This window comes from Chitinophaga sedimenti (assembly GCF_023156195.1).
Taxonomy (GTDB): Bacteria; Bacteroidota; Bacteroidia; order Chitinophagales; family Chitinophagaceae; genus Chitinophaga; species Chitinophaga sedimenti.
Map to the genome: position 1 here is coordinate 1,342,674 of NZ_JAKUKA010000001.1, position 23,574 is coordinate 1,366,247.

Genomic DNA, 23,574 nt, shown 5'->3' on the forward strand with positions numbered 1-23,574 from the left:
CTTCCTACCGGTGGAACCATGCGTTACAGCGCTGGGAAGAACTGGTGCTGGGCGCCAAAATTCCTGCTACGTACTGGAACTGGGCCAATGGCGCGGTAACCGGCGACCTGGCCTTTGATCCGAATGATGTTACGGGCAACACCCTATACGTGACCCTGGCTAACGGTAAGGGCGCCGCACCCGGACAGGGGCTGGACACGAAAGGTACCGTGATGAAATCCACCGACCGCGGAGATTCCTGGACCGATTGCGGACTGGCGGTAGACATCAAGCCTAACAGTGATCAGACGTTTACAGATCGTTTGGTAGTGGACCCGAACAATAGCAATGTGATCTGGCTGGCCACACGTTCCAATGGTGTTTGGCGCAGCACTTCTGCAGGCGTTACCGGCAGCTGGGTGAAGCAAACCAGCATCAGCGATACGCTTTTCGGTCGTTTCATCAAGTTTGATGTAAGCGGCGGTACGCAGGGTGGCGTGACCAAAAACATGTTCATTGGTACCAACTACGGCATTTACCGCAGTACCGATGGCGGCGCCACTTTTGCGGCGATGATCGGCGGCCCAAGCGGGGTACGCAGGGCCAGTATCGCTAAAAATGGCGTGATGTTCGTAACCGCTACGCCCTCCTCTACGAACAACGGCGTTTGGAAATGGAATGGCAGCGGATGGTCCGGCGTTTCTCCTGATAATGCGCGCGAGTTTAAACATGTATCGGTGAATCCTGATAATTCGAATGAAGTAATTGCTGCTTCTACCAGCAGCTGGGCCAGCGAAAAAATGTGGCGCAGCACCAGCGGCGGTAATCTCGGTACCTGGACGGAAATGTCGCATACCCGCGATAAGACAGAAGCGCCGCATTCTGAAATGAGCACGGCGGCAGGTAATATCGGTTTCAGTATCGATATGGTCACTTTTGATCCGTTTAATCCGGGCATGTTTGGTTTTCCGATATGATCAACGTGAACCAGACTACAGACGTGTGGGCTACGCCGGTACACTGGAAGCTCCGCGTGGCGGGCCTGGAGGAAGTAGTGCCTACCGGCCAGCTCACGGCCCCGCCAACCGGCCGCAACGTGTTGCTGTCGACCACCGGCGACGTGGGTGGTTTTGATCACCAGTCGCTGACGGAGCCGCCTGCAAAGGGTATGGCTTCTTACTTTTCTACCGCTACGGGTATTAATACTTCCGGTGTCGATGTGCAATTCAGCGATCCCAACTTCATCGTACGCGTGGGCAGTGATGGCTGGAATGGTCCCGCTAAAGGTGGTTATTCCACTAATGGCGGTGTCACGTATAATAACTTTCCTACGTTCCCGGGATCCGGCGGCGCCCGTGGCCGTGTAGCTGTTTCTGCTACCAGCCGCAACTTTGTATGGGTGCCGATGGGCGGACCTTCTTACATGTCTAATAACCTCGGCGCCACCTGGACAGCTTGCTCAGGCCTGCCGAACAATGTATTGAGGTCGGGCAGCATTTATGAAATTTATGCGGGCCAGCTCCCGATCGCAGCGGATCGTGTAAGTGGCAATCTTTTTTATGTATATGCACAGGGCGTGATATATGTAAGCCAGGATACCGGCCGCACTTTCACTGCGAGGGCTACCGGCCTGCCTAATGATGGCGGTTATGCCTCGTATGCCCACCTGGAGGCTACGCCCGGTAAATCCGGAGATGTGTGGTTTTCACATCCTGCCGGTTTGTATCACTCCGTGGATTCGGGTAAGTCTTTTGTACACGTAAATCCGTCCGTAATTGTAAGTCCCAAATGGATGTCTGTCGGTCGTACCGATACTTCGGCTGCCGGCCACAGTGTGGTGTATGTAACCAACCAGGGGACTGCCATCAATGGCGCTTACTATGGCGTTTTCCGTTCTGATGATAACGGTGCTAACTGGACCGAAATCAGTTCCCGCGTACCGACCGTGGTGTCGAACATGGCGGCTGACCAGTTTGGCCGGGTATTCATTGGCCTGAATGGTAACGGTATTTTTGTGGGGGAACCGGTCAGCGGGCCGGTAACGGGTGTGGGTATTACGCCTCCGGCGGATACATTGGTAGAAACAGATTCTGTTAAACTGAATGTAACGCTGGTGCCTTTATATCCTGCTAACCGCGCTTACACGCTCAGTTCCACCAATCCTTCCGTAGCTACGGTAGATGCAAATGGCTGGGTGAGGGCGTTAACTGCCGGTACTGCCAGCATAGTGGTCACCACGCAGGATGGCGGCTTTACAGATACGACCGCTATTACGGTAACGCCGTTCATCCACTTGTCCAGTGTTGCGCTGGATACTGCCATCTGGATGGGGATTGGCAATACGGTGTCGCTTGTGCCTAAAATATTGCCGTTGGATGCGACCAATAAAAAACTGGTATGGACGACTTCCGACAGTACGAAAGTGCGTGTAAGCAGCGGCGGTAGCGTAACGGCGCTTGGCTTTGGAACGGCTACCGTTACGGCAACTGCAGTAGATGGCGGCGCTACCGCCACTATCACCGTTAAAGTGAATACTATTGCCGCGGCGATCAACCTGGGCGATACCGTGCAGATAGGCAACTTTAAACGCGATCCGTATACACAGTCCTGGCTGGGTACGATCCGGACAACGAACGCTATTAACCTGACCGGGGTAACCAATCCCGCTCCCGAAGGCGTATACAAAACTTCCCGGGTTGGTCTTGATGCCATTAATATCGGTGGACTGGTGCCTGGCGGACGGTATACCATGCGGCTGCACTTTGCGGAATTGGGGGCGACCGTCGGTTCCGGTGGCAGACGTTTTGATATTATTGTGGGTACGGACACTACGAAACTATACGACATCTTTAACGCCGCGGGCGGCCGTTACAAAGCGGTGGTGCGCGAGTACGTGGTGAACGCCAGCAGTGCAGGCGGAGTAGGGGTCAAGCTTCGCGCTTATACCAATAGCACAGCGATTAATGGTATCGAGCTGGTATTACGTCCGGTCGACAGTGTAAGCCTGCCCGTTACCAATGCGTTCGTGGGTATAAACGATACACTGCGCATTACTCCGACCGTTTGGCCGGTGGAAGCGAGCAACAAAGGTGTTACCTGGGTTTCTTCCAATACATCAGTGGCCACGGTATCGACCAACGGCCTGATTACAGGTACCGGTGTGGGTACCGCGGTGATATCGATAATTACCGACGAAACCGGCAAGCGTGATTCCGTTCTTATTACTGCCGACAGTATCCTGGTAGACAGTGTACGTTTGCAGCAAAGCGCAGACACAGTAGGCGTCCGCAATACACGTCAGCTGAAAGCTACCGTGTACCCGGCCAATGCCAGCGACAGGTTTATCAGCTGGAGTTCTTCTGATACGGGCATTGTAAAAGTAAACGCTGCCGGCTTGTTGAGTGGCATCGCTCCGGGTAATGTAACCGTTACCGTAACTACCCGCGAAGGTGGCAAAACGGCCAGTACGTCGGTGTTGTCGGTCGTGGTGCCGGTAACGCAGGTGAACCTGACCAGGAGTACGTTAACAATCGGTGCTTTCGATACCACCACGATCGGTGCTACTTCGCTGCCTTCCAATGCGAGCAACCTGGCAGTAAGCTGGACATCGTCCGATACGACTGTGGCGACGGTGAGTGCCAATGGCCGCATTACGGCGATTGCTGCGGGTAATGCAAACATTACCGCTACTGCCCAGGATGGCCAGGGAGCGAACAAGGTGTTGCCGGTAACGGTGATCCCGGTGCAAAACTGCGGCGCGATCAGCAACGGCGGTTTTGAAAGCGGTTATTACAACTGGACGGGCGCGGGTTATACGACCTCGCGTATTTCAGAAGTTCCTGCGGATGTGCATGGCGGCCTGAGAGCGCTGATCCTCAGCGGGGATGGTACGGCGCACAACCATATTGGCCCGGTGAATGTACCGGGTGGCGTGCCCATTACCGTGAGCTTCTGGGCTAAAACAGGCGGTTCAACAGTGCCCTATTGGGCAGGTGCCGGTTTCGATTACATTGACTCCCTCGGTAACAAACTGGGTAGCGCATCCGTGGTAATTCACCCGGGTGGTACCACACCGCATGTGGCGAACTACAAACAGTTCTTCATTAACGGTAATGCCCCTGCAGGTACTGCCCGCCTGGGTCTGTGGGTGTCTAAAGCTGGTCCGGTCACGAGCAGCATTTACTTAGATGACTTCTGTGTAACCGTGAACGTTAGTTCCGTAACGACTGATGCAGCGAGTGCTACAATAGCCATTGGCGCCAGCAGGCAACTGTCGGCCGCCGTTCTTCCGGCCAGTGCCACTCATCCGGCTGTCACCTGGACTTCCTCCAACAGCGGCATTGCGGTTGTGGATAGTACAGGCTTGGTGACCGGTGTGGCACAGGGTACTGCAAACATTATCGCGGCGTCTGCGGATGGCCTGAAAAAAGACACCGTGCTGGTAGAGGTATTGCACCAGCTGGTGAATGTGAACAGTGGCGACACTACAGAAGGTGCTTTCCACAAAGATCACTCTTATACTTCCGGCAGTGCGACGACGACCTATACTGGTGTTAGCACCGTAGGTGTGGCGAACGCCGCGCCGACATACGTATATGTACAGCGTCGTTACGGCGATACATTCTACTATGATTTTACCGGCTTTACACCGGGACAGCGCTATGTGGTGCGCATGCACTTCGTGGAGCCGTTCTATGCACAGGCTGGCAAACGGGTATTCAGCGTAAAAGCGAATGGCGCGGATGTGCTCACATCGCTGGATGTATTCGCGGAAGCAGGCCAGAATAAGGCATTGGTGAAAGATGTATCTGCAGTGGCGGACAGCATCGGCAACCTGCGGCTGTTGTTCACAAAGGATATCGATAATGCCGCGGTGGCAGGTATTGAAGTACTGGGCAGCATTACCGATTACGAGCAAGTAATCGCCGTTAACAGTGCGGATGTGGCGATTGACGGCTTCTCTGCCGACAGTGCTTACACCGGTGGGTCTGCGAGTGCAGCTACGGCAATCAGCACCATTAACTACAACGGTACCGCGAATGCTGGTCCGCTTGCATTGTACGGTAAACGCCGCTATGGCAACTTTACCTACAACTTTACTGGCCTGGCCGGCAACGGTTCCTATGTATTACGCCTCCATTTCATCGAGCCATGGGCAACGACTACGGGGCAACGTGTAATGGACGTAAAAGTGAATGACGAACTGAAGCTGGATAACCTCGATCTGATCGCGGCCGGTAAAAATAAACGCCTTCGTCCGATCTTGCGGGATATCGCTGTAATGGCGGATACTGCGGGCAATTTGAACGTTCAATTTATTTCCGTGACCGACAATGCAGCGGTAGCGGGTGTTGAGCTGTTGCAGGTTCCGGTGCTAATGGCGGAAGCCTGCGTGCCGGTGATGCACAAAGTTACGCACCGTTACAGCCTAAAGTGAGCATGCCGGTATTGCTGAGCATTGCACCGAACCCCGTGGCCGGTAACATCCGTTTCCGTTTAAGCGGTGCGGTATCTGACAATGAGCAGCTACAGGTAACAGTGACCAGCATGCAGGGCAGGGAAGTGTTCCGTACAAGGATCACGTCTTCCAGAACTGATACCCGGCATGAGTTGCAGACGGGCAGCCTGCTGAAGAAAGGTATCTACATTCTGCAGGTGGCTGGCAAAAATTACAGCCAGACCGCGAGGGTAGTAGTATTATAAAGCTGGCGTAGTACCGTTCCTGTTATGCAACCGGGAGAGGCGTATAGCCTTTCCCGGTTGCTTTTTTGTGGGCAGGTGTCGGAGCTGTATTTTTCTTTGATGATACTGGCTTATAGCCGCAGTGGCGTATAATATGTTCAGGTGGCATAGTTGATTTCGTATTATAGGCCTGAAAGAAAATAAATAGCACCAGGTAGTCAATTTAGCTTTATTTAGTATGCTGACAGCGGATTTAAGGCACGTGTTGCTAAACGTGCCGTCATATTTTTACAACAATACGCTAAAAAAGTATTACAGAGCAGGTAGAAATAGTAGTAGTTTTGGTAAAGATTCCTGATAAGTGTTTTTAGACCACGTTAGCGATAGAAAAAGACAGGATAGCATTCCCGATAAAATGAAAACTGAGTCTTAGGTAAGAGCCGGTAATCGTGTCCGGTTAAAGAAGCCAAATTTCAAACGATTTTGTAGCAACCCGTGTGTGCAATGTAGTGCGCTTTGTATTGTATTGTGTCCCTTTGTGCCGTAGCATGGTATGCCCAAAAAATTAGTCTGTGTTGCTGCATGGTAAGTTCATTGCCCTGGCAGGCCGTTATTGTCAATCCAAGTAATTACTGGTTAAGCTCAATTTCATCGTAATGGAGAATGCTCTTCCAGGCAGCTTATTGCCTGAACTTCCGTACTTATTTCAAATTTATCAACCTGAAAATTACGCATACGGCTGTATGTAAACTTAAAGTCCGGAGAGGATCATTCCTGCCGGTTCTTATTGATCAATTCAAATCCTTTACCACCATGTTCAAAAATTCCACGTTCGCATGTTTTGTATGGCTCCTGTTGTTAGGAGTTTGTACCAATTTGCGTGTACAGGCGCAGGAAGTTACGGGTACCGTCCAGGGCAAAGTAACGGGCGAAGCCGGGGAAGCGCTCCCGATGGCCTCTGTTAAGTTAAAAGGCACTACAAATGGCGTTGTTTCAGACGCAAACGGCAACTTCCGGCTGGAGCGGGTAAAACTGAATGCCACGCTGGTTATTTCTTATGTGAATTACGACGAGAAAGAAGTTACAATTACTGATTTCAGCCAGCCCGTACAGGTAAAGCTGGGATCTTCCACTAAACAACTGACGGATGTTGTGGTAGTGGGTTACGGCGCCACCCGCAAAAAGAGGTGGCCAGCGCTGTGAGTGTAGTGTCGGTAAGAGAAGCCGGCGCCACCACTGCCGCCATGCCCTCCGCGCTGCTTATCGGCAAAGCTGCCGGTGTACAGGTAGTGCAATCGAATGGTAACCCTGGCGCCGATGCACAGATCATCATCCGCGGTACCGGTTCGTTCAAAAGCATCGAGCCTTTATATGTAATTGATGGTATCCAGGCTGGCAAAGGGTTGTTTAACACCCTCAGCACACAGGACATTGAAAACATTACTATACTGAAAGACGCATCGTCTACAGCGATCTATGGTTCCGCCGCGGCCAACGGGGTGGTAATCGTTACAACGAGAAAAGGCCGCTCCGGGGCGCCGCGTATCACTTTCACTTCCCAGTGGGGGTGGCTAAGCCATGGCGCACCATCGATGTGTTAAAGGCGAGAGATTATGTAGACCTGATGAAGGACTTCGCCGCTACGAACAACACGACGCTGCCTGCTAAGTTCGCGACCGATGCGGTGTTGAAAGACAGTGCCTACTGGCAGGACGAGATCTTCCGTTCCGGCCTGGCCACCGAAAACTACCTCGGTATCACCGGCGGTGCGGAAAAAGTAACGTACAACTTCTCTGCTAACTACGTATCACAGAAAGCCATCGTCCGCGACGCTACTTCCCGTCGTTTGAACCTGCGTTTAGGTGTAGAAGAAACCTTCGGGCGCTTTAAGCTCGGTCAGACTTTAATCGTGCGTTACAGCCATGGCGACGGCGTGATGGGTTCTATTACGAATGCCCTGCAATTCGCCCCTTACAAACCCATTCTCGATCCGAACATCCTGGGCGGTTACTCCAACGTATCTAACGTGGCAGACGCCAGCAATATTGATAATCCATTGTTGAATCCGGGCGTTAAGCGCTCCAAAAGCCAGGGCGTGCTGCTGTCTCCGCAGTTGTTTGGTGAGGTAGGTCTGATCAAAGACCTGCGATTCCGCACGCAGCTCTCGGCTGAAATTTTTTCCAGCCGCAACAGCAGCTACCAGTACGCGCACGTAGCCGGTAATAACCTGAGTTATGCGCGCCAGGCGACTTTAGGGTACAGTGATTATTATCATTATACCTTTGAAAATTATCTTAACTACAACCGCACCTTCGGCGATCATGGTATTTCCGGTGTGGCGGGTATGAGTTTCCTGTGGCCTGGTAAGAATGCGAGCCTGAGCGCCATCGGTACCGGCATTGCGAATGATAACATCCAGACCATCAGCGTGGCTACCTCACGCTCGGTGTCTGCTGCCGGACAAGGGTATGCACGTACGGCGGTGATCTCTTATTATGGCCGCGCCAACTATGTGTTCCAGGAAAAATACATTGTGAATGCAAGCTACCGCCGCGATGGTGCATCTAACTTCGGTGAGGCCTACCGTTATGGTAACTTCTACGGCGCAGGTGCTGCCTGGCGCTTCTCTGACGAAGCGTTCATGAAAGGCGCCACGTTCCTGTCTGACGGTAAGCTGCGTGGCGGTTGGGGCCGTACCGGTAACAACAATATCGGTAACTTCCTTACACAACCTTCCACCTTTGCGGGTAACCCGGCCGGTATGCTGGTGTACGCACTGGGTACCAACGAGACATTCATTCCCGGCGTTACGGTAAATACCCTCGCCAGTCCCGATCTGCGTTGGGAAACCACCGACCAGACCGATATTGGACTCGACCTCGGTTTTGTAGAGAACCGTTTCACGTTAAGCCTCGACTATTACAAACGTAAGAGCAATGGCCTGCTGGTGTCCGTGCCGCTGCCTGCGAGCGTGGGTATTGGCTTAACCGGTGGTGTAGGTAATTTCAAAACCATGAACGCGGCCAATGCTTATAACGAAGGGGTGGAACTGACAGTCGGTTACCAGCAGCAGTTTGGTGACCTGAAAGTGGGACTGAGCGCAAATGGCTCGATCAATAAAAATGAAGTATTGTCGCTCGGCGGACAGTTCGTGGCGCCCATCATTGCGGGCAAATTCAACAACCTCGTGGAAATGACGCGTACTGCGACCGGTGGCTCTATCGGTGCGTTCTATGGCTACCGTATGGACCATGTGATCCGTGACCAGGCCGAGATCGATGCGCTGAATAAAAAAGCAGTAGACGCGACCGGCAATGCCACGGCGGTTTACCAGTCTGGCATGAAGCCCGGCGACTTCATGTTCAAAGACCTGAACGGCGATGGCGTAGTAACCGATAAAGACCAGCAGGTGTTGGGCAGCCCGATCCCTAAATATGTGTATGGCATCAACGGCAACCTGGAATACAAAGGATTTGACCTGAACCTCGTGATCTCCGGTGTTTCCGGTGTGGAGCTGATCAACGGGATGAAATTCCATACCCACATCATTGCTACCGGGCACAATGCCTCTACCGCGATCCTCGATCGCTGGCGCCAGCCGGGCGATGTAGCCAGTGTACCACGCGCGGGACAAAATGCTACCGGCGCGGGCAACCTGCGGCCGTCCGACTGGTGGGTGGAAGATGGCAGCTACATGCGTCTTCGCAACCTGACACTTGGTTACAGACTGCCTAAAACCATTGGTAACGGCGTTTTGCGCAATGCCCGTGTTTACGTGGCCGCGCAAAACCTCTTCACCATTACCAACTACAGCGGTTTTGATCCTGAGATCGGGGCGATGCCGGGTGGTGACTTCCTGTTCAGCAGGGGCATCGACCTGGGGGCATTGCCACAGCCAAGAACATTCCTGGCAGGTATCGAAATCGGGTTTTAATCAATCTTAAAAAGCATCAACATGAAAAAAATATTTATAGCCGCTGCATTACTCGCCAGTTTAGCGGGCTGCCGGAAATCGGAGCTGGAGCTACAGAATCCATCGGTGTATGACTTTGAAACCTACTTCCGCAGTTCGGAAGCATTGAACCAGGCCACGGTGGCTACCTATGCCACACTGATGCACCAGGGGCTTTGGGCGCGTGAATACTACTTTATTTTTTGACCTGCTCAGCTTCGAGGCAAAGAAAACGTCGAACATGCAGGGCGATATGGCGCAGCTGGCCGACTATAACTTTGGTCCGGAACAAGTGCAGCTGACCCAGCTGTGGCAGTCGCTGTACCGCATCATCTTCCGCGCCAACGTGGTAGAAGACCGCGCTATTGCACGGAACCCAACGCTGGAAGCCGATAAAACAAAAGTTGCGCAGTATGTGGCAGAGGCGAAGTTTCTCCGCGCCTATGCTTACTTTCATCTCGTAAGCCTTTGGGGTGGCGTGCCTTTGTACGAAACTTACAACGAAACGATCACCAATAACTACATTCCGCGTGCTACCGCAGCTGAAGTGTGGGCATTTATCGAAAAAGATCTGAGAGACGCCCAGGCGGTACTGCCGGTGGCTTATGGTAACGCTGACCTTGGGCGTGCCACGAAAGGCGCTGCTACCGCGCTGTTAGGCCGTGCGCTGATGTTCCAGAAAAAATGGGGCCCTGCGCAGGCGGCTGGTGAAACTGACACAGGCGCCTTACACGTATGCGCTGGAGAAAGACTATAACGCCAACTTCACCCCGACTAACCAGGGCACCAAAGAGAACATCTTCCAGGCGATGAACGCTGCCTGGACGGATTGGGGCATCGGCAGCCAGTACTATATGTTTGGTGCGATCGAAAACTCCGCGGCCAACGGCGGTGGCCGTGCGACACACTCCGGTCGTGCACAGGAATATGGCTTCAACGACTGGGATAACATGTACATCTCTACTGCGGCTGTAAATGCCTTTACCTATCCGAATCCGGTGGGTGGCGCTCCTTATACAGATCCCCGTGCGAAGTTCACGTTTTATGGCAATGCGGCCAGCGGTGGTGCTACCGTGTATTGCGAGCAGTGCACCGGCGGCGCGATCAACTTTCCTTTTAACGCTGCCGATCCGCAGGGATATTTCAAATGGAAGAAGTATGAATATTATGACCGCGCAAAATCATACGGTGCGCCGATCAGTTCCATCAACGGACAAATCATTCGTTTTGCCGATGTGTTGCTGATGCTGGCTGAAACCCACATCCAGCAGGGGGAGGTGGGCGATGCGCCGCGTCAGTATATCGATAGTGTGCGTGCCCGTTCCGGTGCAGTATTATACACTACGCTCGGCGATAAAACAAATGCGATGAACCTATTAATGCGCGAACGCCAGCTGGAACTTTGCGGCGAGCAGGTACGCTATTTCGACCTGATCCGCTGGGGTATTGCCAAACAAACGATTAACGCCATCCGGAAATCGGAGCCCGGCGACGGTAAAGAACCGTTCAGGACAAGCACGTGCTGTTCCCGATCCCGAACGCAGAAAGAACTACAATCCCAACGTTCTTGCCGGCGTGCAGAACGAATGGAATTGAGTAACAGAGGAATATGAAAAGGCTGTCCTTCTTAAAGGACAGCCCTTTTTTTTGTAAAAACGATACTGGTTGTAACCCGGTTTTGCTGCTCCCAGGCGGCGGGCCGGTTACAACTTTTGTTTTTCCAGGAAGATGGGAAAATATATTTGCGTAGTTAAATGACTACACATATATTTGTAGTCAAATAGCTACATAATGAACTTACGGAGAGACGTATTCAGGCAATAGCAGACCCCACCAGGCGGGCCATATTGGTGCTGGTGGCTTCGCAGGGTATGACGGCCGGCGCTATTGCCGCCAATTTCGATACGGCGCGGCCTACCGTATCCAAACACGGCGATCCTTACCGAATGCGAGTTGTTGAAACAGGAGCAGAGTGGCCGGGAAATATTTTACCACCTCAATCCTCACAAAATGAAAGAGATAGCGGACTTTATAGAGCCCTTCCGGCAGCTGTGGGACGAGCGCTTTAATAAGCTGGAGGATATCATGAAACAGTATAAACCCAAAAAATAACCTGGTTATGGAACGTAAAACAAAAGTGCATGCCGAGGAAGGCAAACAGGAACTCTTTATCACCCGTGAATTTGATTTGCCGGTAGACTTGCTCTTCCGGGCTTATACAGAGGCGGAGATCATCCAGCAGTGGATGGGAACTAAAGTGCTTAAGCTGGAAAACAAAGCGCACGGACACTATGCCTTTGAAACCAGCGATCCTTCCGGCAAGGTGATGTTCCGCGCCAACGGTACCATTCACCGCATTATTCCCGATCAGCAGATCACGCGTACGTTCGAGATGGAGAATGCGCCCTTTGATGTGCAGCTGGAGTTCCTCGACTTTGAAAAGATCGGAGAAGACCGCAGCAAACTTACCATGCAGGTGGTGTTCCGTTCCGTAACGCACCGCGACCAGCAATTGAAAATGCCTTTCGAGTATGGGATCAATATGGCACATGCGCGACTGGAAGAAATACTTGCATCACTTAAAAAATAACACGTAATGTCACCAAAGATTAAAACGATCATTTACTGGGTAGCCACGCTATGGCTGGCCCTGGGCATGGTATCTACCGGCGCCGTACAGGTATTGCAAATCAAGGAGCAAATCGACCCGGTGATTGCGCTGGGCTATCCCGCTTATTTTCTTCTGATATTGGGTGTGGCGAAAATTTTGGGGGTTATTGCCGTATTGCTGCCTAAATTGCCATTGCTAAAAGAATGGGCGTATGCCGGTTTCGTTTTTATGATGGCAGGGGCGATCATCTCGCACGTGGCCATGGGGGATGCGGCCGGCATGTTCCCGGCTTTGCTGCTGCTTGTATTAACGGGGTTGTCGTGGTATTTTCGCCCGGCTTCCCGGCAACTTTTAAACTATACGGTATGATCAATCCTAAAGCGGACTTCTTCTTCGAGAAAGCCGATAAATGGCAGAAGGAGTTTGAACAGCTCAGAAAACTCATTGACTCCTGCGGGCTCAACGAGGAAGTGAAGTGGGGTGTACCCTGCTATACGTTTGAGGATCGTAATATCGTGCTGATACACGGGTTTAAGGAGTACTGCGCTATGTTATTCCACAAAGGCGCGCTGCTCAGCGATCCCGAAGGTATATTGATACAGCAGACCGCTAACGTACAGGCGGCCCGGCAGATCCGTTTCACCAGTCTGAAAGAGATCAGGGAATTGGCGCCCGTACTGAAACAGTACGTGTACGAAGCTATTGAAGTAGAAAGAGCCGGCATTGCTGTGCCTTACAAAAAGGCAGAGGAGTTTGCGGTAGCGGAGGAGTTTCAGCAACAGCTGGACTCGCAGCCCAAACTCAAAAAAGCCTTCGAAGCGTTAACACCCGGCCGCCAGCGCGGTTACCTGTTGTTTTTTGCCGCGCCCAAGCAATCTAAAACGCGGGCCGCACGCGTAGAGAAATATATTCCCATCATCCTGGGAGGAAAAGGTTTAAATGATTGATACATGAAAAAGAACTATCCGCCACAGACCGCAAAGCGCTGCTGGCGACCCTTAAAGCGCGCTTCGAAAAACACCCTGAACGCCACAAAGGCATTGCCTGGGAAAAGGTGCAGGAGAAGCTGGAAGCACATCCCGCCAAACTGTGGTCGCTGCAACAAATGGAGGAAACCGAAGGAGAACCGGATGTCGTGGGCTTCGATAAGCCGTCCGGCACATACATCTTCATGGATTGCTCCCCGAAACGCCCAAGGGGCGCCGTAATGTATGCTTCGACAGGAAGGCGCTCGACGATCGTAAAACCGCCAAGCCACACGATTCGGCCATGGAAATGGCGGCCGCTATGGGCATAGATATGCTGGATGAGGAGCAGTACCGTGCGTTGCAGGCCGTTGGTCCGTTCGATCAGAAAACGTCCAGCTGGATACAAACACCGGCCGGTGTACGGAAGCTCGGCGGCGCTTTGTTCGGCGACTACCGGTACGGGCAAACGTTTATTTACCATAATGGGGCTTCTTCGTATTACGCTGTTCGCGGTTTCAGGGGTGTGTTAACCGTGTAAACCACCGGCTCAGCCAATCCCGTCAACCAATCATTACCGTCCGTAAACTGGCCGCTTTTTATTAGTTTTAGGGCTTCACCAGTTTTTATCCTGATGCGGAAAGCGGCTTTCCTGATACTGTTTTGTTGTCTGAACCTACCCTTGCTGCTGGCGCAATCGCCACAGGACAGGGCGAGGAGAGGTGTGCACATGGGTAACAATAAGCTGTGGCAGTTTAAGCCGATGGAGGCCTACGTTTTTACCGCGGGGCCTTTGACCTGGCCGACAGTATCAACAACCGCTACCTGAAGGCGGAAGCGCTGTTCGGCATGGGGCAGGCCCAGTGGTATATGGGCTATTCGCAGCATGCCGTTGACACCGTAAAGCTGGCCATTGATTACTACCGGAAGGTAAGCGCCAGCATCGATATTGGCGGCGCGTTCCGGATACTGAGCAATATTTACGACGACATGGGCAATTATGAAAATGCTTTTGTCACAGCCATAGAAGGATTAACCTATTTTAATAAAAACGACCGGCGCGATAATCATGTGCTGCTGCTCGTGCAGCTGGGATCTCTTTATTCAACCCTGGGCGATTTTCATACGGCGCTGGAGTACTATGCCCGTGCCGAAGCGCTGGACCCCTGGACGGGCGGTTATCCTTACCGCGAAATGAACCACCGCATCGGTGACCTGTACGCTGCGAGCGGCGATATAGACAAAGCCCGCCTGTACTACCGGCGGGCGCTGACCGGTAACCCGAAAAGCAAGATCATACGGCTTCGCATCGGTGATCTGTTCCTCGCTGAAAACGATTACGAAACCGCTTTTAAATACTACGACTCCCTTTACAAGGAAGCGCGGCCGATCACCGATGGCAATATCATGATCGCTTCCATGCTGGGCATGGGCCGGGTGTATATGCACCGGAAGGACTACGCCAATGCTGCCGACGTGATCATGCGTTCGCTGGAGCATTCGTCGGTCCGCGGCGCAAGACAGAACCGCCGTGATGCCTATAAGCTGCTGGCGGCGATCGCCGAAGCGCAGGGCGACGACCGGCGGGCACTGGAATATCAGAAGCGGTTCGATTCGCTGAAAGACCGTTTTTTCAGAGAACTTCAAACGGCAGCTGTTTACGTTCCGGCAGGAATCCGAAGCGGAGAAGCTGCTCAACCAGCGCAACATGCTGGTGTTCGTGATCCTCGGCATCGTATTGCTATCGGGCGCTGTGCTGGCCGTGGTGATCCTTCGGCATAAGAATGAGAAGCTGCACCTGCGGCAGCGCGCCGACGAGTTAAAGATGCAGGCATTACGTGCGCAGATGAATCCTCACTTCATCTTTAACTGCCTGAGTTCCATCAATCATTTTATTTTGAATGAAGAAGGCGATAAAGCCTCCGAATACCTCACCCGCTTCTCGCGCCTTATTCGCACGGTGTTGCAGAATGCCGGTAAAATGACCGTTACCCTGGAAGAAGAGCTCAGCATGCTGCGGTTGTACCTAAATATGGAGCAACTACGCTTTAAAGAGGTGTTTGATTATACCATTGGCTTCGATGGCGATCTGCACCCCTCGATGGTGTACGTGCCCTCGTTCATCTTGCAGCCATTTTGCGAAAACGCGATCTGGCACGGGTTGTTGCATAAGGATGGCAAGGGCATCCTGAACATTCATTTCGCCATGCGGAACGACATCCTGGTATGCACCATACGCGATAACGGGATTGGCCGCCAGCGTGCGGAAGCGCTTAAAACCAGCCCGGTGGAAAAGGGTGCTTCTTTTGGCAACCGGCTGAGCGCCGAAAGGCTTTCCATCTTTAACGGGGAGCACACCGGGACCTCTTTTGTAATGGAAGATGTGAAGGATGCGGAAGGACAGGTAGCGGGAACGGTCGTAACTTTAAAGATCTATAACAAACAGGCGCATGATTAAAGCGGTGATCATAGACGATGAGCCTTATGCCTGCCAGGCATTGGCTACTTTGCTGAAGAAACATTGCCCGGACGTGGAAGTGCTGGCCCTGGTGAATAACGCCAAGGAAGCAGTGAAGCTCGTGCGCGAACTGCAACCTCAACTCGTGTTTCTCGATATAGAAATGCCTTACCTCAATGGTTTTGAAGTGCTGGAAATGCTGGCGCCTATCGGGTTCGAGTGCATCTTTACCACCAGCTACGACCAGTATGCAATAAAGGCCATCCGCTTTAGCGCCCTCGATTACTTATTAAAACCCGTCGATGTAGAAGAATTAAAAGCGGCTGTGAACCGCGTGAGCAGCAAAGCAACACCTTCGCTCCCCGAGCAGATGGAACTGTTGCTGCAACGTTACCATCAGCCTACCCAACCCAATGTTAACCGTATTGCCCTGCCCACGCTTGACGGACTGCAGATCATTCCCGTTGATACGATTCTTTATTGCAATGCCAGCAGCAATTATACCGTGTTTACCCTCAAAGACCAACAGAAGCTGGTGATCTCCCGCACCTTAAAAGAGATCGACGAAATGCTGGAGGAATACCGCTTTTTACGCGTGCATCATTCTTGTCTTGTGAACCTCGATGAGGTGAAAAAATACAGCCGCGGCGAAGGCGGTACCCTGCACATGAGTGATGGCGCGGAGGTAGATGTATCCCGATCAAGAAAAGAAGCGCTCCTGCGCCGGTTAATGCCCGGCAAATAATTCCCGCAACGGCTCATTCATCCCCGTCAACTGCTCATTACGCCCCTGGCCAGGGTGCGTGCTTGTTACCTTTACAGTACTTTTTTATAAATAGTTTGTGTACGGGAGTGTATGTCTATGCATTCCCCTCCATTTAACGCTAAACGTAACACCATGAAAGGATTACTGCTCAGCATCGCCGCACTCATTTACTTGTTGCCTGCTACGGCGCAGCGCGACACCGTGAAACAATTAAAAACCTTCGAGGTGCAGTCGCGCAAGCCCCTGGTGACGCGTAAAGCGGACCGCTATATCGTCAACATCGAGAACAGCGAACTGAGTACGGGGCTCAATGGGCTGGAAGTGTTACAGAAGTCTCCCGGACTGTGGGTAAGTCCCGAAGGCAAGATACAAATCACCGGCGGGCAGGGCGTAATGGTGATGGTGAACGATGTGGTGCAGCGCATGTCCGGCGCCGAGCTGGCCGACTTTCTCCGTTCATTGCGGTCAGAAGATATCCTTAAAATAGAAGTGTTGCCCAATCCGCCCGCAGAGTACGAAGCGGCATCGGCCGGGGGCATTGTACATATTGTATTAAAACGTGGCCGGCAGCAGGGTATTAGCGGCAACCTCGGCGTGCAATACCGCCAGCAGGACGATCAGCCGTTGTATTCCGTGGGCGGCAGCATCGACTATAAAATGAAGCATTGGTATGCCTTCGGCAGTTACAATGTGGTGCGCGACAGGAGCCGTTATAAAGGCAGTGTGGACACTGATTATCCCGATGGTACGCACTTTGCCAGCAGCAACAGCCGCGTGAACAACAACACCCGCCAGCAATACCGCGGCGGACTGGTATTTGATTTTTCCGATAACCAATCCGTTACCGTACAGCATAACGGCAATGCCAACCGCTTTGTGCAGGACTTTTACGCGAATATCCTTTATGATGATATAACAGGCGCTTCGCATACCGCCTGGCGCAGAAGGCCCACGATGAACAGTACCACAGCCACCTATGTGTGGAACATTGATTCGCTGGGTTCTTCCTTTAAAGTAATAGCCGATTACGCCCGGCAGGAGAAGGCGGAAACGAATACCTTACACTCCGAGTACAGCGATGCCGCGAAGAGCGGCGGGTTGCGTACCACCACACCCGGCAATACGGAGATCATCAGTACACAGGCGGATTACACAAAGGCGCTCAATACCAAATCGCTCGTCCGCACCGGGGCCAAGTACGTGCGTACCAACCGGGAAAACAGCATCCTGGCCGAAGATGCCATAGGCGACGGCTGGATAAAGGACGATGGCAGGAGCAATGAATTTGCGTACCGCGAAGACCTGCTCATGTTTTATGGCACCTATGAAATGGCCGTACGCAACACCAGTATAAAAGGTGGATTACGCGGCGAGCAAACCTATGCCAGCGGACATTCTATCACCACCGGCCAAACGATCCGCCGGCAATACTTCGGTTTGTTTCCTTCGGTGTTTATTAATCATACCATGGACGATAACTCCCTGCACCTGAACTATTCCCGCCGCGTAGGCCGCCCGGCGTTTAATGATTTAAATCCCTACCGCCTGCAGATAAACGACTTCGAAATACTTACGGGCAACCCCGACCTGCAACCACAGTACACGCACAACGTGCAGGCCGGTTACGCCTGGAAGAACAGCTTCACCGCGGATGTTTACTTCAAGTACACCCGCGATTACATCGCTCAAACAGCAACAACATTGCCCGATAACATCATCGAATACAAATCCAAAAACTATCCCGGCGCAAAGGAGTGGGGCCTTTCGGTAGATGCGCCCATAACGATCAGCCCCAACGTGCGTTTAAGCAATGGGCTGATACTGTACCATAACACCGCCGATTTTGACACCTATAAGATCAGCCGGACGGCCATCAGCCTCAAACTGATGCAGTCTGTAAAGTGGCCTAAAGTGGCTGATTTTGATATGTATACCGAGTTCAGCTCGCGCTATCGTTCCGAAAACTCGCTGCAATACGCCGTATTCTTTACGGACATCGGCGCCACCCGGATGTTTTGGAAAGGAAAGCTCCGTTTACGTGTAGCCGCCACAGATATTTTTAACACCTTCCGAGAAAAAACGCTGACGGAGTATGCGGGTACGCGCATCCTGTTTTACCAGAAGCGGCCTACGCGTACGGGTACAGCCACACTGGTGTGGAATTTCAGCGCGGGTAAAACATTTGCGAAGAAGAAGATCGATGCGAATAATACCGAGGAGAAGGGGAGGATGTAAAATAAAAAATGTACTTTAGGTGCTATGAGTATTCCCGCAGTTATTATCGTATTTCTGATGTTGTTTTTTGGATGTGGCACTGTTATTCACCATGGTGGTGAGGAGACGGTTACTGATTCGGCGGTGGCAGTGGTAACTGAGTTGCCGGATGCACCGGTGGTGATGGATTCGGCGATGGTGGTGGAAGACTAATGCCCCACCTCCGGCCACCCCGTCCTCCACAGTAACACCTTCATCTGCAACTTCGACCGCCCACTATCCCCCGCATCGTACCCATGGTAAATCAAATAATCCTTCCCATCGAAAGTAGCCACGGCATTATGTCCTACCCCATGCCAGTGCTCATCGCCCTGCAACAGCAGCGTGCCGCCGCCCTGCATTAAGTCTTTTCCATCTTTATCAAGATATGGCCCTGTGAGTGTTTTCGAGCGGCCAAAGATCATCTTATAGGTACTGTTCTCGCCGCGGCAACAAAAATCGGTGGAGGCGAATAGGTAGTAGTAGCCCATCTTCTTAAAAATGAAAGGCGCTTCTATGGCTTTGTTGCCCTGCTGCCTGCTGGCGATGCTGTATAACTCGCCCACCGGTGCGGTTAAAGAATCGTTCAGCCGTGTTAGTTTTAGTCCACTCCAGAACGAACCGAAACTTAGCCAGGGCTGACCTTTATCATCAATCACCAGATTAGGGTCGATGGCATTCCAGTCGTCGCGGCCGGGTTCCGATTGTATCACTTTACCGTGATCGGTCCAGGGAGAGCCGGGATGCAATGAAGTGTTGGTGGCCATGCCAATGCAGGAGCCGTTTTTGCCGAAGGTGGATACGGAGTAAAAGAGATAATACCTGCCTTTGTAATAGTGAATATCCGGCGCCCAGGTGTGGCCATTGTAGCCAGGTACCGCCTGTACGGCCCACTCCGGCGCTTTGTCGAACACCGGCTTTTCGCGTTTCCATTGCTGCATATCGGTCGATGACCATACGGAAATGCCACGGCCGGTGCAGAAAAGATAGTAGGTACTGTCTTGCCGGATCATCACCGGATCGTGCACCGACGGGGCCTGGGCGGTTGCGGCGAACGGGAAAAATAACAGGAAAAGGTAACGGAACATGGAGAAAGATAATGCAAAGTATTGATTAGTTTAGCGGCAAATCACGCCTTCGTTCGATCGACGAAGTACCACCCGGATACAAATTCACGCAGTGGATAGTGAAGCAGAACGAACCGCGGTAATTTTTAGTATCTTGTCTGGCATAACACCGCGCCATGGAACTACAATACCCGGAATATGCCGGGGCCTGCCAATTTCTGAGTGCCCGCAGAGTGTACTTCACCGAAGGTGAATTTGCCACCATCCGCTCCCTCACGAGGGTCGTTACCTATCCCCGCAACACGATCTTAATGGAGCAGGGAAAGCCCGTGGAGAAAATGTACTTTCTCAACAAAGGCGTGTGTCACCTGTATCGCATTCATAAAGAGCAGAAATATATCGTGGGACTGATCCCCTCCGGCGATTTCATGTCTACACCGCTGTATATGTCTAATGGCGTGCCTTCGTCCTGCGAGATTGAAAGTCTGACCGAAATAGAAGTGCTGGAATGGGGGATGCCGGAATTTAACCAGCTGATGAAGGAGTTGCCCCAGGCAAACGAACTGTTCTGGTCGCTGATGGAGCGGGTAATGATGTGGGTGCAGGATAACCAGATAGATCAATTGTGCCTCACGGCCGAAGAGCGTTACCAGAAATTGCTCGACGAGCATCCGGAGGTGTTGCGGGAGGTGCCGCTGAAGTACATTGCGGCGTTTTTAAATATTCACAGGACAGCTTGAGCCGTATCCGTAAGCTGGCGAGTCAGCGATTATAAAATCAACTGCTTTACTACCGGCAGATAATGCCTACCCACCGCCACTTCCACATTATTTGGAAGCGGTACCACCACGCGTGTATAATCCCTGTACAACTCCTTCACATGCGCGATGTTCACGATGTACGACCGGTGAATACGGATAAACAGCGAGGGATCTAATTTCTTTTCTATCTGGCTGATGCCATTGTTGCTCAGGAAAGAGCGATTGTCCGTGGTATGTATCCGGTATAATCACGATCTGCTTTCAGGTAGATGATCGTGTTAACGCAGATGTTCACGAATTTCTTTCCATTATCGATCAGTACGCGTTGCAGGTATACCGGTGGAGGTGTTAGCCTTACCGGTTTGATAATTTCGAGTGGTGGTCGTTGCTGGGTGGCGAGTATCGTGTTCATATTGCAAAAATATCCGCGATCGGAATCGGGTGGTCTGACATATGTCAGGAAGTTGCGCGCCCATCACTGAACCTTCACTTAACCATCACGAAACCATCCAAATTACACTTTGCGACAAATTGACTCTTTTTGCGAGAAAGTGATATGTCAGATCGCACAAAACACCCCCATTTTTGCATAAAAACAGGCAAATGATCCGTGAACAATTTAATGCCATATCCTCCGGCGCCCGCGGCCAGTTCGGCAAGCAGGTGGTCGTGTACTTCCGCTATGGCCGGCAGATTATCGCGAAGGCGCCGCGCCGCCGTCCCGGCAGGGGAACTGCGGCACAGGAGCGCACAAAAGCACAATTCAGGGAAGGGGCTCTATGGTCAGCGAAGGCGCGGAAATCGCCGGTGTTGCATGCTATTTATAAAGCCGGACTACACGATGCCTTAAACGTGCACAACCTGGCGATAGCCGACTACCTGCAGGCGCCCGTGATCCACGATGTAGCGGTGGGCGACAAGGGGATTACCGTTACTGCAACGGACAATTTCAAAGTGGCGGGTGTAGTGGTGAAATTATACGGTCGTAACGGCGTGCTGGTAGAAAGTGGAAAGGCGGTGCAACACGACGGTGAAACGTGGTTATATGCACCTGGGAAGCAACAGCTGGACGGCTGCCGGATAGTAGTGTGTGTGAAAGACCTGCCGGGCAATGAAGCGGTGAAGGAAGTTATAATCAAGGGGGAAAGAGTGATATATCCGCCTGCTGTTAACACCGTCCTGGCGGGTGATGCGATGGAGGGAGAATATCCATTGCTCCTCAATGGGTAGCGCATCCGGTTGCTGCCTGTATTACCGTCGGAAGACGCTTTAAGGTCGGCACCGGAACAGGAGCATCACAAAAGGTAATGCATCCTGTAGTTAGTTCTTTGACATATTGGATAAAACGCGGTATCTGCATTTCTTTATAAAGCAGGAAGCCACTAGTCCTGTTCTCCGTGGCCCGGGCTATCGAGGGAGGACGGTGGCTTCTCTTTTTGTTAAGCATCTTTATATAAATTTATTTTATTATATTTGTTGCTATGTAAATATTATCCCAATGCCGAATTGTTATCATTGTGCAACAAAAATCCCAGCAGGTAAAGGCGCTAGAAAGGAAGTGTACGTTGGTCGCTCCAGGCCGAGTATTTTCGGAAAGCGATTTTGGTCCGGAAGACGAAGTTATTACAGCCAAAGATGGGTTTGCGACGCATGCGCCAGACCTACTGTGAATGACTGGATAGTTATTGGACTCAAAGTAATTGGAGTGGCGCTGGTGGGTTTGTTCATTCTAGGATTGATAAGCCGTAAGTGAGCGAAGGATATTCCGAAAGCACACTGCGGAAGCTCAGATTAATCGAACCGGGCTTTGAAATTATCCATCAATCCAATCACTTTCTTCAAAATCACCATCTGCCCCAAATGATAATGCGTATGCTCAATAATCCCATGCAGGTTACGATAATAATTCCCATACTTCGCATCCGTAAAATCTTCAAATAACTTCTCCGCGGGCAACCGCTCAATAGCCGAAGCAAACAACTCCGCATCGCGGATGGCTTTATCCGCCAGGGCGCGCCATTCGGCTTCGGTTTCCAACGGGGGCAGCAGGAAGCTCTGTTTATCGTTGCCCATCAACGGCCCGCCCTGCAATACTTTCAGTACGGTATCAACATAATAATTCACGTGGTAGGTGAGCACCGCGATCGTGTTCAGGTCGCCTATTTTACGGGTGGCTTGTTCGAGGGTAACGTCCGACAAGACAGCTTGAAGGTTAACGCTGGTCCAGTTACCACCGGTATGTACCTGGCGGAAGTGTTGGGCAATTTGTTCGGTGTGGGTCATGGCAGATATCAGTTGAAATGGAAGATAATCATAATGTCGCTTTTTTCTATATGCCCATGTTGACGCGTAATAATTTTGCGACATCAAAACATTATCGCCATGATGAACAGGTATAATATTTTTAATCAGATCCACAAAGGACTGCGCGTTGTATTGTTTGAAACCGCCACCCTCATTCAGCAATCAGATTTCCGCAGCAAAGCTGCATCAGCGGCTGCCATTGTAAAACTCCAGCAAACATTGGGTTATTTCGACGGACATGCCGAGCATGAACACGGTTATATTTTCCCGCTGATTAACAAAGTGAACCCTACGCTTGTAGCTGAATTCGACAGCGAACATGAAACAGACGAAATGCTTGCGCGGCAGATGCGCGAGCTGGTAAGTTCCTGGTATAACGTGGAGGATGGCCCGCTCAGCTGGGAAATCGGGCGCACGATACTGGCTTCTTTTAATGAGTTTATTGCTTTTAATCTCACGCATATGAACAAGGAAGAACGGGTGCTGAACGAGGTATTATGGTCATATTACAGCGATCATGAACTGATGGCGGTAGAACAGGAGATCGTGGCGTCATTGCCGCCGGAACTGCTGTTCGAGGAAAGCCGGTTTATGATGCGTGGAGCGAACGATCCGGAGTTGTTGGGCTGGCTGGGCGGCATGAAAGCAAACGCCCCGGCGCAGGTGTACGAACTGTACCTCCGCATGCTCGACGAAGAAATTGCTCCTGCGCGTAGCCAGGCCCTTACCCGGGAACTGGCGACAGCATAGGGGTATGCTTTCCGTTTGAGAAGGAA

Annotated in this window: 25 protein-coding genes and 2 pseudogenes; 23 read left to right on the forward strand and 4 right to left on the reverse strand. The window is 51.9% G+C overall.

Translation table 11 applies throughout. The annotated features are described in order from the left end of the window. Positions 1–44 precede the first annotated feature (44 nt). The 20 genes and pseudogenes from MKQ70_RS07590 to MKQ70_RS07680 all read left to right on the forward strand — a co-directional run bounded on the left by MKQ70_RS07590 (position 45) and on the right by MKQ70_RS07680 (position 18,840). Positions 45–956: a WD40/YVTN/BNR-like repeat-containing protein gene (locus MKQ70_RS07590; protein ID WP_248069659.1), complete on the forward strand. Its 912-nt coding sequence runs from the start codon at positions 45–47 to the stop codon at positions 954–956. Between the two features lie 5 nt (positions 957–961). After that, a complete protein-coding gene (locus tag MKQ70_RS07595) occupies positions 962–5,416 on the forward strand; it encodes an Ig-like domain-containing protein (RefSeq protein ID WP_248069661.1) in 4,455 nt (1,484 codons plus the stop codon). Between the two features lie 2 nt (positions 5,417–5,418). Further along, positions 5,419–5,682: a T9SS type A sorting domain-containing protein gene (locus tag MKQ70_RS07600; protein ID WP_248069663.1), complete on the forward strand. Its 264-nt coding sequence runs from the start codon at positions 5,419–5,421 to the stop codon at positions 5,680–5,682. Positions 5,683–6,474: 792 nt separating this feature from the next. Further along, a complete protein-coding gene (locus tag MKQ70_RS07605; protein WP_248069665.1) occupies positions 6,475–6,864 on the forward strand; it encodes a carboxypeptidase-like regulatory domain-containing protein in 390 nt (129 codons plus the stop codon). Beyond that, a complete protein-coding gene (locus MKQ70_RS07610) occupies positions 6,849–7,262 on the forward strand; it encodes a TonB-dependent receptor plug domain-containing protein (protein ID WP_248069667.1) in 414 nt (137 codons plus the stop codon). The genes MKQ70_RS07605 and MKQ70_RS07610 overlap by 16 nt, the downstream gene beginning before the upstream one ends. Further along, positions 7,223–9,595: a SusC/RagA family TonB-linked outer membrane protein gene (locus MKQ70_RS07615; protein WP_248069669.1), complete on the forward strand. Its 2,373-nt coding sequence runs from the start codon at positions 7,223–7,225 to the stop codon at positions 9,593–9,595. The genes MKQ70_RS07610 and MKQ70_RS07615 overlap by 40 nt, the downstream gene beginning before the upstream one ends. A gap of 21 nt (positions 9,596–9,616) precedes the next feature. Next, positions 9,617–9,820 (forward strand): hypothetical protein, encoded by a 204-nt coding sequence (locus MKQ70_RS07620; RefSeq protein WP_248069671.1) that lies wholly within the window; start codon positions 9,617–9,619, stop codon positions 9,818–9,820. Continuing rightward, positions 9,798–10,370 carry a RagB/SusD family nutrient uptake outer membrane protein gene (locus MKQ70_RS07625; RefSeq protein WP_248069674.1) on the forward strand — a complete coding sequence of 191 codons (573 nt, stop codon included), beginning with the start codon at positions 9,798–9,800 and terminating at the stop codon, positions 10,368–10,370. Before MKQ70_RS07620 ends, MKQ70_RS07625 begins: the two co-directional genes overlap by 23 nt. Then, complete coding sequence (locus MKQ70_RS07630; RefSeq protein ID WP_248069676.1) at positions 10,321–11,226, forward strand: RagB/SusD family nutrient uptake outer membrane protein; 906 nt, start codon at positions 10,321–10,323, stop codon at positions 11,224–11,226. The genes MKQ70_RS07625 and MKQ70_RS07630 overlap by 50 nt, the downstream gene beginning before the upstream one ends. A gap of 178 nt (positions 11,227–11,404) precedes the next feature. Next, positions 11,405–11,725, forward strand: a pseudogene (locus MKQ70_RS42065) (ArsR/SmtB family transcription factor). Positions 11,726–11,732: 7 nt separating this feature from the next. After that, a complete protein-coding gene (locus MKQ70_RS07640; protein ID WP_248069677.1) occupies positions 11,733–12,203 on the forward strand; it encodes an SRPBCC domain-containing protein in 471 nt (156 codons plus the stop codon). 6 nt (positions 12,204–12,209) lie between these two features. Then, a complete protein-coding gene (locus tag MKQ70_RS07645) occupies positions 12,210–12,593 on the forward strand; it encodes a DoxX family protein (protein WP_248069678.1) in 384 nt (127 codons plus the stop codon). Further along, positions 12,590–13,171, forward strand: a complete 582-nt coding sequence (locus tag MKQ70_RS07650; RefSeq protein WP_248069679.1) for a YdeI/OmpD-associated family protein — start codon at positions 12,590–12,592, stop codon at positions 13,169–13,171. The genes MKQ70_RS07645 and MKQ70_RS07650 overlap by 4 nt, the downstream gene beginning before the upstream one ends. Next, positions 13,168–13,341: pseudogene (locus MKQ70_RS37925) on the forward strand (DUF4256 domain-containing protein); the annotation flags it as partial. The gene MKQ70_RS07650 and the pseudogene MKQ70_RS37925, both read left to right, overlap by 4 nt. Positions 13,342–13,400: 59 nt before the next feature. Further along, positions 13,401–13,730: a DUF4256 domain-containing protein gene (locus MKQ70_RS37930; RefSeq protein ID WP_282456263.1), complete on the forward strand. Its 330-nt coding sequence runs from the start codon at positions 13,401–13,403 to the stop codon at positions 13,728–13,730. A 308-nt stretch (positions 13,731–14,038) separates the two neighbouring features. Then, the gene (locus MKQ70_RS07660; protein ID WP_248069680.1) at positions 14,039–14,971 is read left to right on the forward strand and encodes a tetratricopeptide repeat protein; all 933 of its coding nucleotides are present in this window, start codon (positions 14,039–14,041) and stop codon (positions 14,969–14,971) included. Continuing rightward, positions 14,898–15,647 carry a sensor histidine kinase gene (locus MKQ70_RS07665; RefSeq protein WP_248069681.1) on the forward strand — a complete coding sequence of 250 codons (750 nt, stop codon included), beginning with the start codon at positions 14,898–14,900 and terminating at the stop codon, positions 15,645–15,647. Before MKQ70_RS07660 ends, MKQ70_RS07665 begins: the two co-directional genes overlap by 74 nt. Beyond that, positions 15,640–16,392, forward strand: a complete 753-nt coding sequence (locus tag MKQ70_RS07670; RefSeq protein ID WP_248069683.1) for a LytR/AlgR family response regulator transcription factor — start codon at positions 15,640–15,642, stop codon at positions 16,390–16,392. Before MKQ70_RS07665 ends, MKQ70_RS07670 begins: the two co-directional genes overlap by 8 nt. 153 nt (positions 16,393–16,545) lie before the next feature. Beyond that, entirely contained in the window at positions 16,546–18,648 is a 2,103-nt protein-coding gene (locus tag MKQ70_RS07675) for an outer membrane beta-barrel family protein (RefSeq protein ID WP_248069685.1), read from the forward strand. Positions 18,649–18,672: 24 nt separating this feature from the next. Further along, positions 18,673–18,840 (forward strand): hypothetical protein, encoded by a 168-nt coding sequence (locus MKQ70_RS07680; protein ID WP_248069687.1) that lies wholly within the window; start codon positions 18,673–18,675, stop codon positions 18,838–18,840. Here MKQ70_RS07680 and MKQ70_RS07685 read toward each other — a convergent pair. Beyond that, a complete protein-coding gene (locus tag MKQ70_RS07685) occupies positions 18,837–19,754 on the reverse strand; it encodes a family 43 glycosylhydrolase (RefSeq protein ID WP_248069688.1) in 918 nt (305 codons plus the stop codon). The two genes, MKQ70_RS07680 and MKQ70_RS07685, sit on opposite strands and share 4 nt — an antisense overlap. A 155-nt stretch (positions 19,755–19,909) precedes the next feature. On the opposite strand from MKQ70_RS07685, the gene MKQ70_RS07690 reads away from it, so the two are divergent. Then, entirely contained in the window at positions 19,910–20,473 is a 564-nt protein-coding gene (locus tag MKQ70_RS07690) for a Crp/Fnr family transcriptional regulator (RefSeq protein WP_248069690.1), read from the forward strand. A gap of 29 nt (positions 20,474–20,502) precedes the next feature. Here MKQ70_RS07690 and MKQ70_RS07695 read toward each other — a convergent pair whose 3' ends face one another. Both MKQ70_RS07695 and MKQ70_RS07700 read right to left on the reverse strand, forming a co-directional pair. Then, positions 20,503–20,733 (reverse strand): LytTR family DNA-binding domain-containing protein, encoded by a 231-nt coding sequence (locus tag MKQ70_RS07695; protein ID WP_308199429.1) that lies wholly within the window; start codon positions 20,731–20,733, stop codon positions 20,503–20,505. Beyond that, a complete protein-coding gene (locus MKQ70_RS07700) occupies positions 20,703–20,906 on the reverse strand; it encodes a hypothetical protein (RefSeq protein ID WP_248069692.1) in 204 nt (67 codons plus the stop codon). The genes MKQ70_RS07695 and MKQ70_RS07700 overlap by 31 nt, the downstream gene beginning before the upstream one ends. 191 nt (positions 20,907–21,097) lie before the next feature. Between MKQ70_RS07700 and MKQ70_RS07705 the strand changes: the two genes are divergently transcribed. Next, positions 21,098–21,724 carry a hypothetical protein gene (locus MKQ70_RS07705; protein ID WP_248069694.1) on the forward strand — a complete coding sequence of 209 codons (627 nt, stop codon included), beginning with the start codon at positions 21,098–21,100 and terminating at the stop codon, positions 21,722–21,724. Between the two features lie 561 nt (positions 21,725–22,285). Here MKQ70_RS07705 and MKQ70_RS07710 read toward each other — a convergent pair. Beyond that, positions 22,286–22,777, reverse strand: coding sequence for a DinB family protein (locus tag MKQ70_RS07710; RefSeq protein ID WP_248069696.1), 492 nt, complete (start codon positions 22,775–22,777; stop codon positions 22,286–22,288). A 99-nt stretch (positions 22,778–22,876) separates the two neighbouring features. Here MKQ70_RS07710 and MKQ70_RS07715 point away from each other — a divergent pair, with 99 nt between their 5' ends. Continuing rightward, on the forward strand, positions 22,877–23,548 hold the full coding sequence (locus MKQ70_RS07715; protein ID WP_248069698.1) for a hemerythrin domain-containing protein: 672 nt from the start codon (positions 22,877–22,879) through the stop codon (positions 23,546–23,548). Positions 23,549–23,574 lie beyond the last annotated feature (26 nt).

Coding starts and splice junctions, on each gene's coding strand:
- MKQ70_RS07600 (WP_248069663.1), top strand. CDS start 5,419: ATGCCGGTATTGCTGAGCATTGCACCGAACCCCGTGGCCGGTAACATC.
- MKQ70_RS07605 (WP_248069665.1), top strand. CDS start 6,475: ATGTTCAAAAATTCCACGTTCGCATGTTTTGTATGGCTCCTGTTGTTA.
- MKQ70_RS07620 (WP_248069671.1), top strand. CDS start 9,617: ATGAAAAAAATATTTATAGCCGCTGCATTACTCGCCAGTTTAGCGGGC.
- MKQ70_RS07640 (WP_248069677.1), top strand. CDS start 11,733: ATGGAACGTAAAACAAAAGTGCATGCCGAGGAAGGCAAACAGGAACTC.
- MKQ70_RS07645 (WP_248069678.1), top strand. CDS start 12,210: ATGTCACCAAAGATTAAAACGATCATTTACTGGGTAGCCACGCTATGG.
- MKQ70_RS07650 (WP_248069679.1), top strand. CDS start 12,590: ATGATCAATCCTAAAGCGGACTTCTTCTTCGAGAAAGCCGATAAATGG.
- MKQ70_RS07660 (WP_248069680.1), top strand. CDS start 14,039: ATGGGGCAGGCCCAGTGGTATATGGGCTATTCGCAGCATGCCGTTGAC.
- MKQ70_RS07665 (WP_248069681.1), top strand. CDS start 14,898: ATGCTGGTGTTCGTGATCCTCGGCATCGTATTGCTATCGGGCGCTGTG.
- MKQ70_RS07670 (WP_248069683.1), top strand. CDS start 15,640: ATGATTAAAGCGGTGATCATAGACGATGAGCCTTATGCCTGCCAGGCA.
- MKQ70_RS07675 (WP_248069685.1), top strand. CDS start 16,546: ATGAAAGGATTACTGCTCAGCATCGCCGCACTCATTTACTTGTTGCCT.
- MKQ70_RS07680 (WP_248069687.1), top strand. CDS start 18,673: ATGAGTATTCCCGCAGTTATTATCGTATTTCTGATGTTGTTTTTTGGA.
- MKQ70_RS07685 (WP_248069688.1), bottom strand. CDS start 19,754: ATGTTCCGTTACCTTTTCCTGTTATTTTTCCCGTTCGCCGCAACCGCC.
- MKQ70_RS07690 (WP_248069690.1), top strand. CDS start 19,910: ATGGAACTACAATACCCGGAATATGCCGGGGCCTGCCAATTTCTGAGT.
- MKQ70_RS07700 (WP_248069692.1), bottom strand. CDS start 20,906: ATGAACACGATACTCGCCACCCAGCAACGACCACCACTCGAAATTATC.
- MKQ70_RS07705 (WP_248069694.1), top strand. CDS start 21,098: ATGATCCGTGAACAATTTAATGCCATATCCTCCGGCGCCCGCGGCCAG.
- MKQ70_RS07710 (WP_248069696.1), bottom strand. CDS start 22,777: ATGACCCACACCGAACAAATTGCCCAACACTTCCGCCAGGTACATACC.
- MKQ70_RS07715 (WP_248069698.1), top strand. CDS start 22,877: ATGATGAACAGGTATAATATTTTTAATCAGATCCACAAAGGACTGCGC.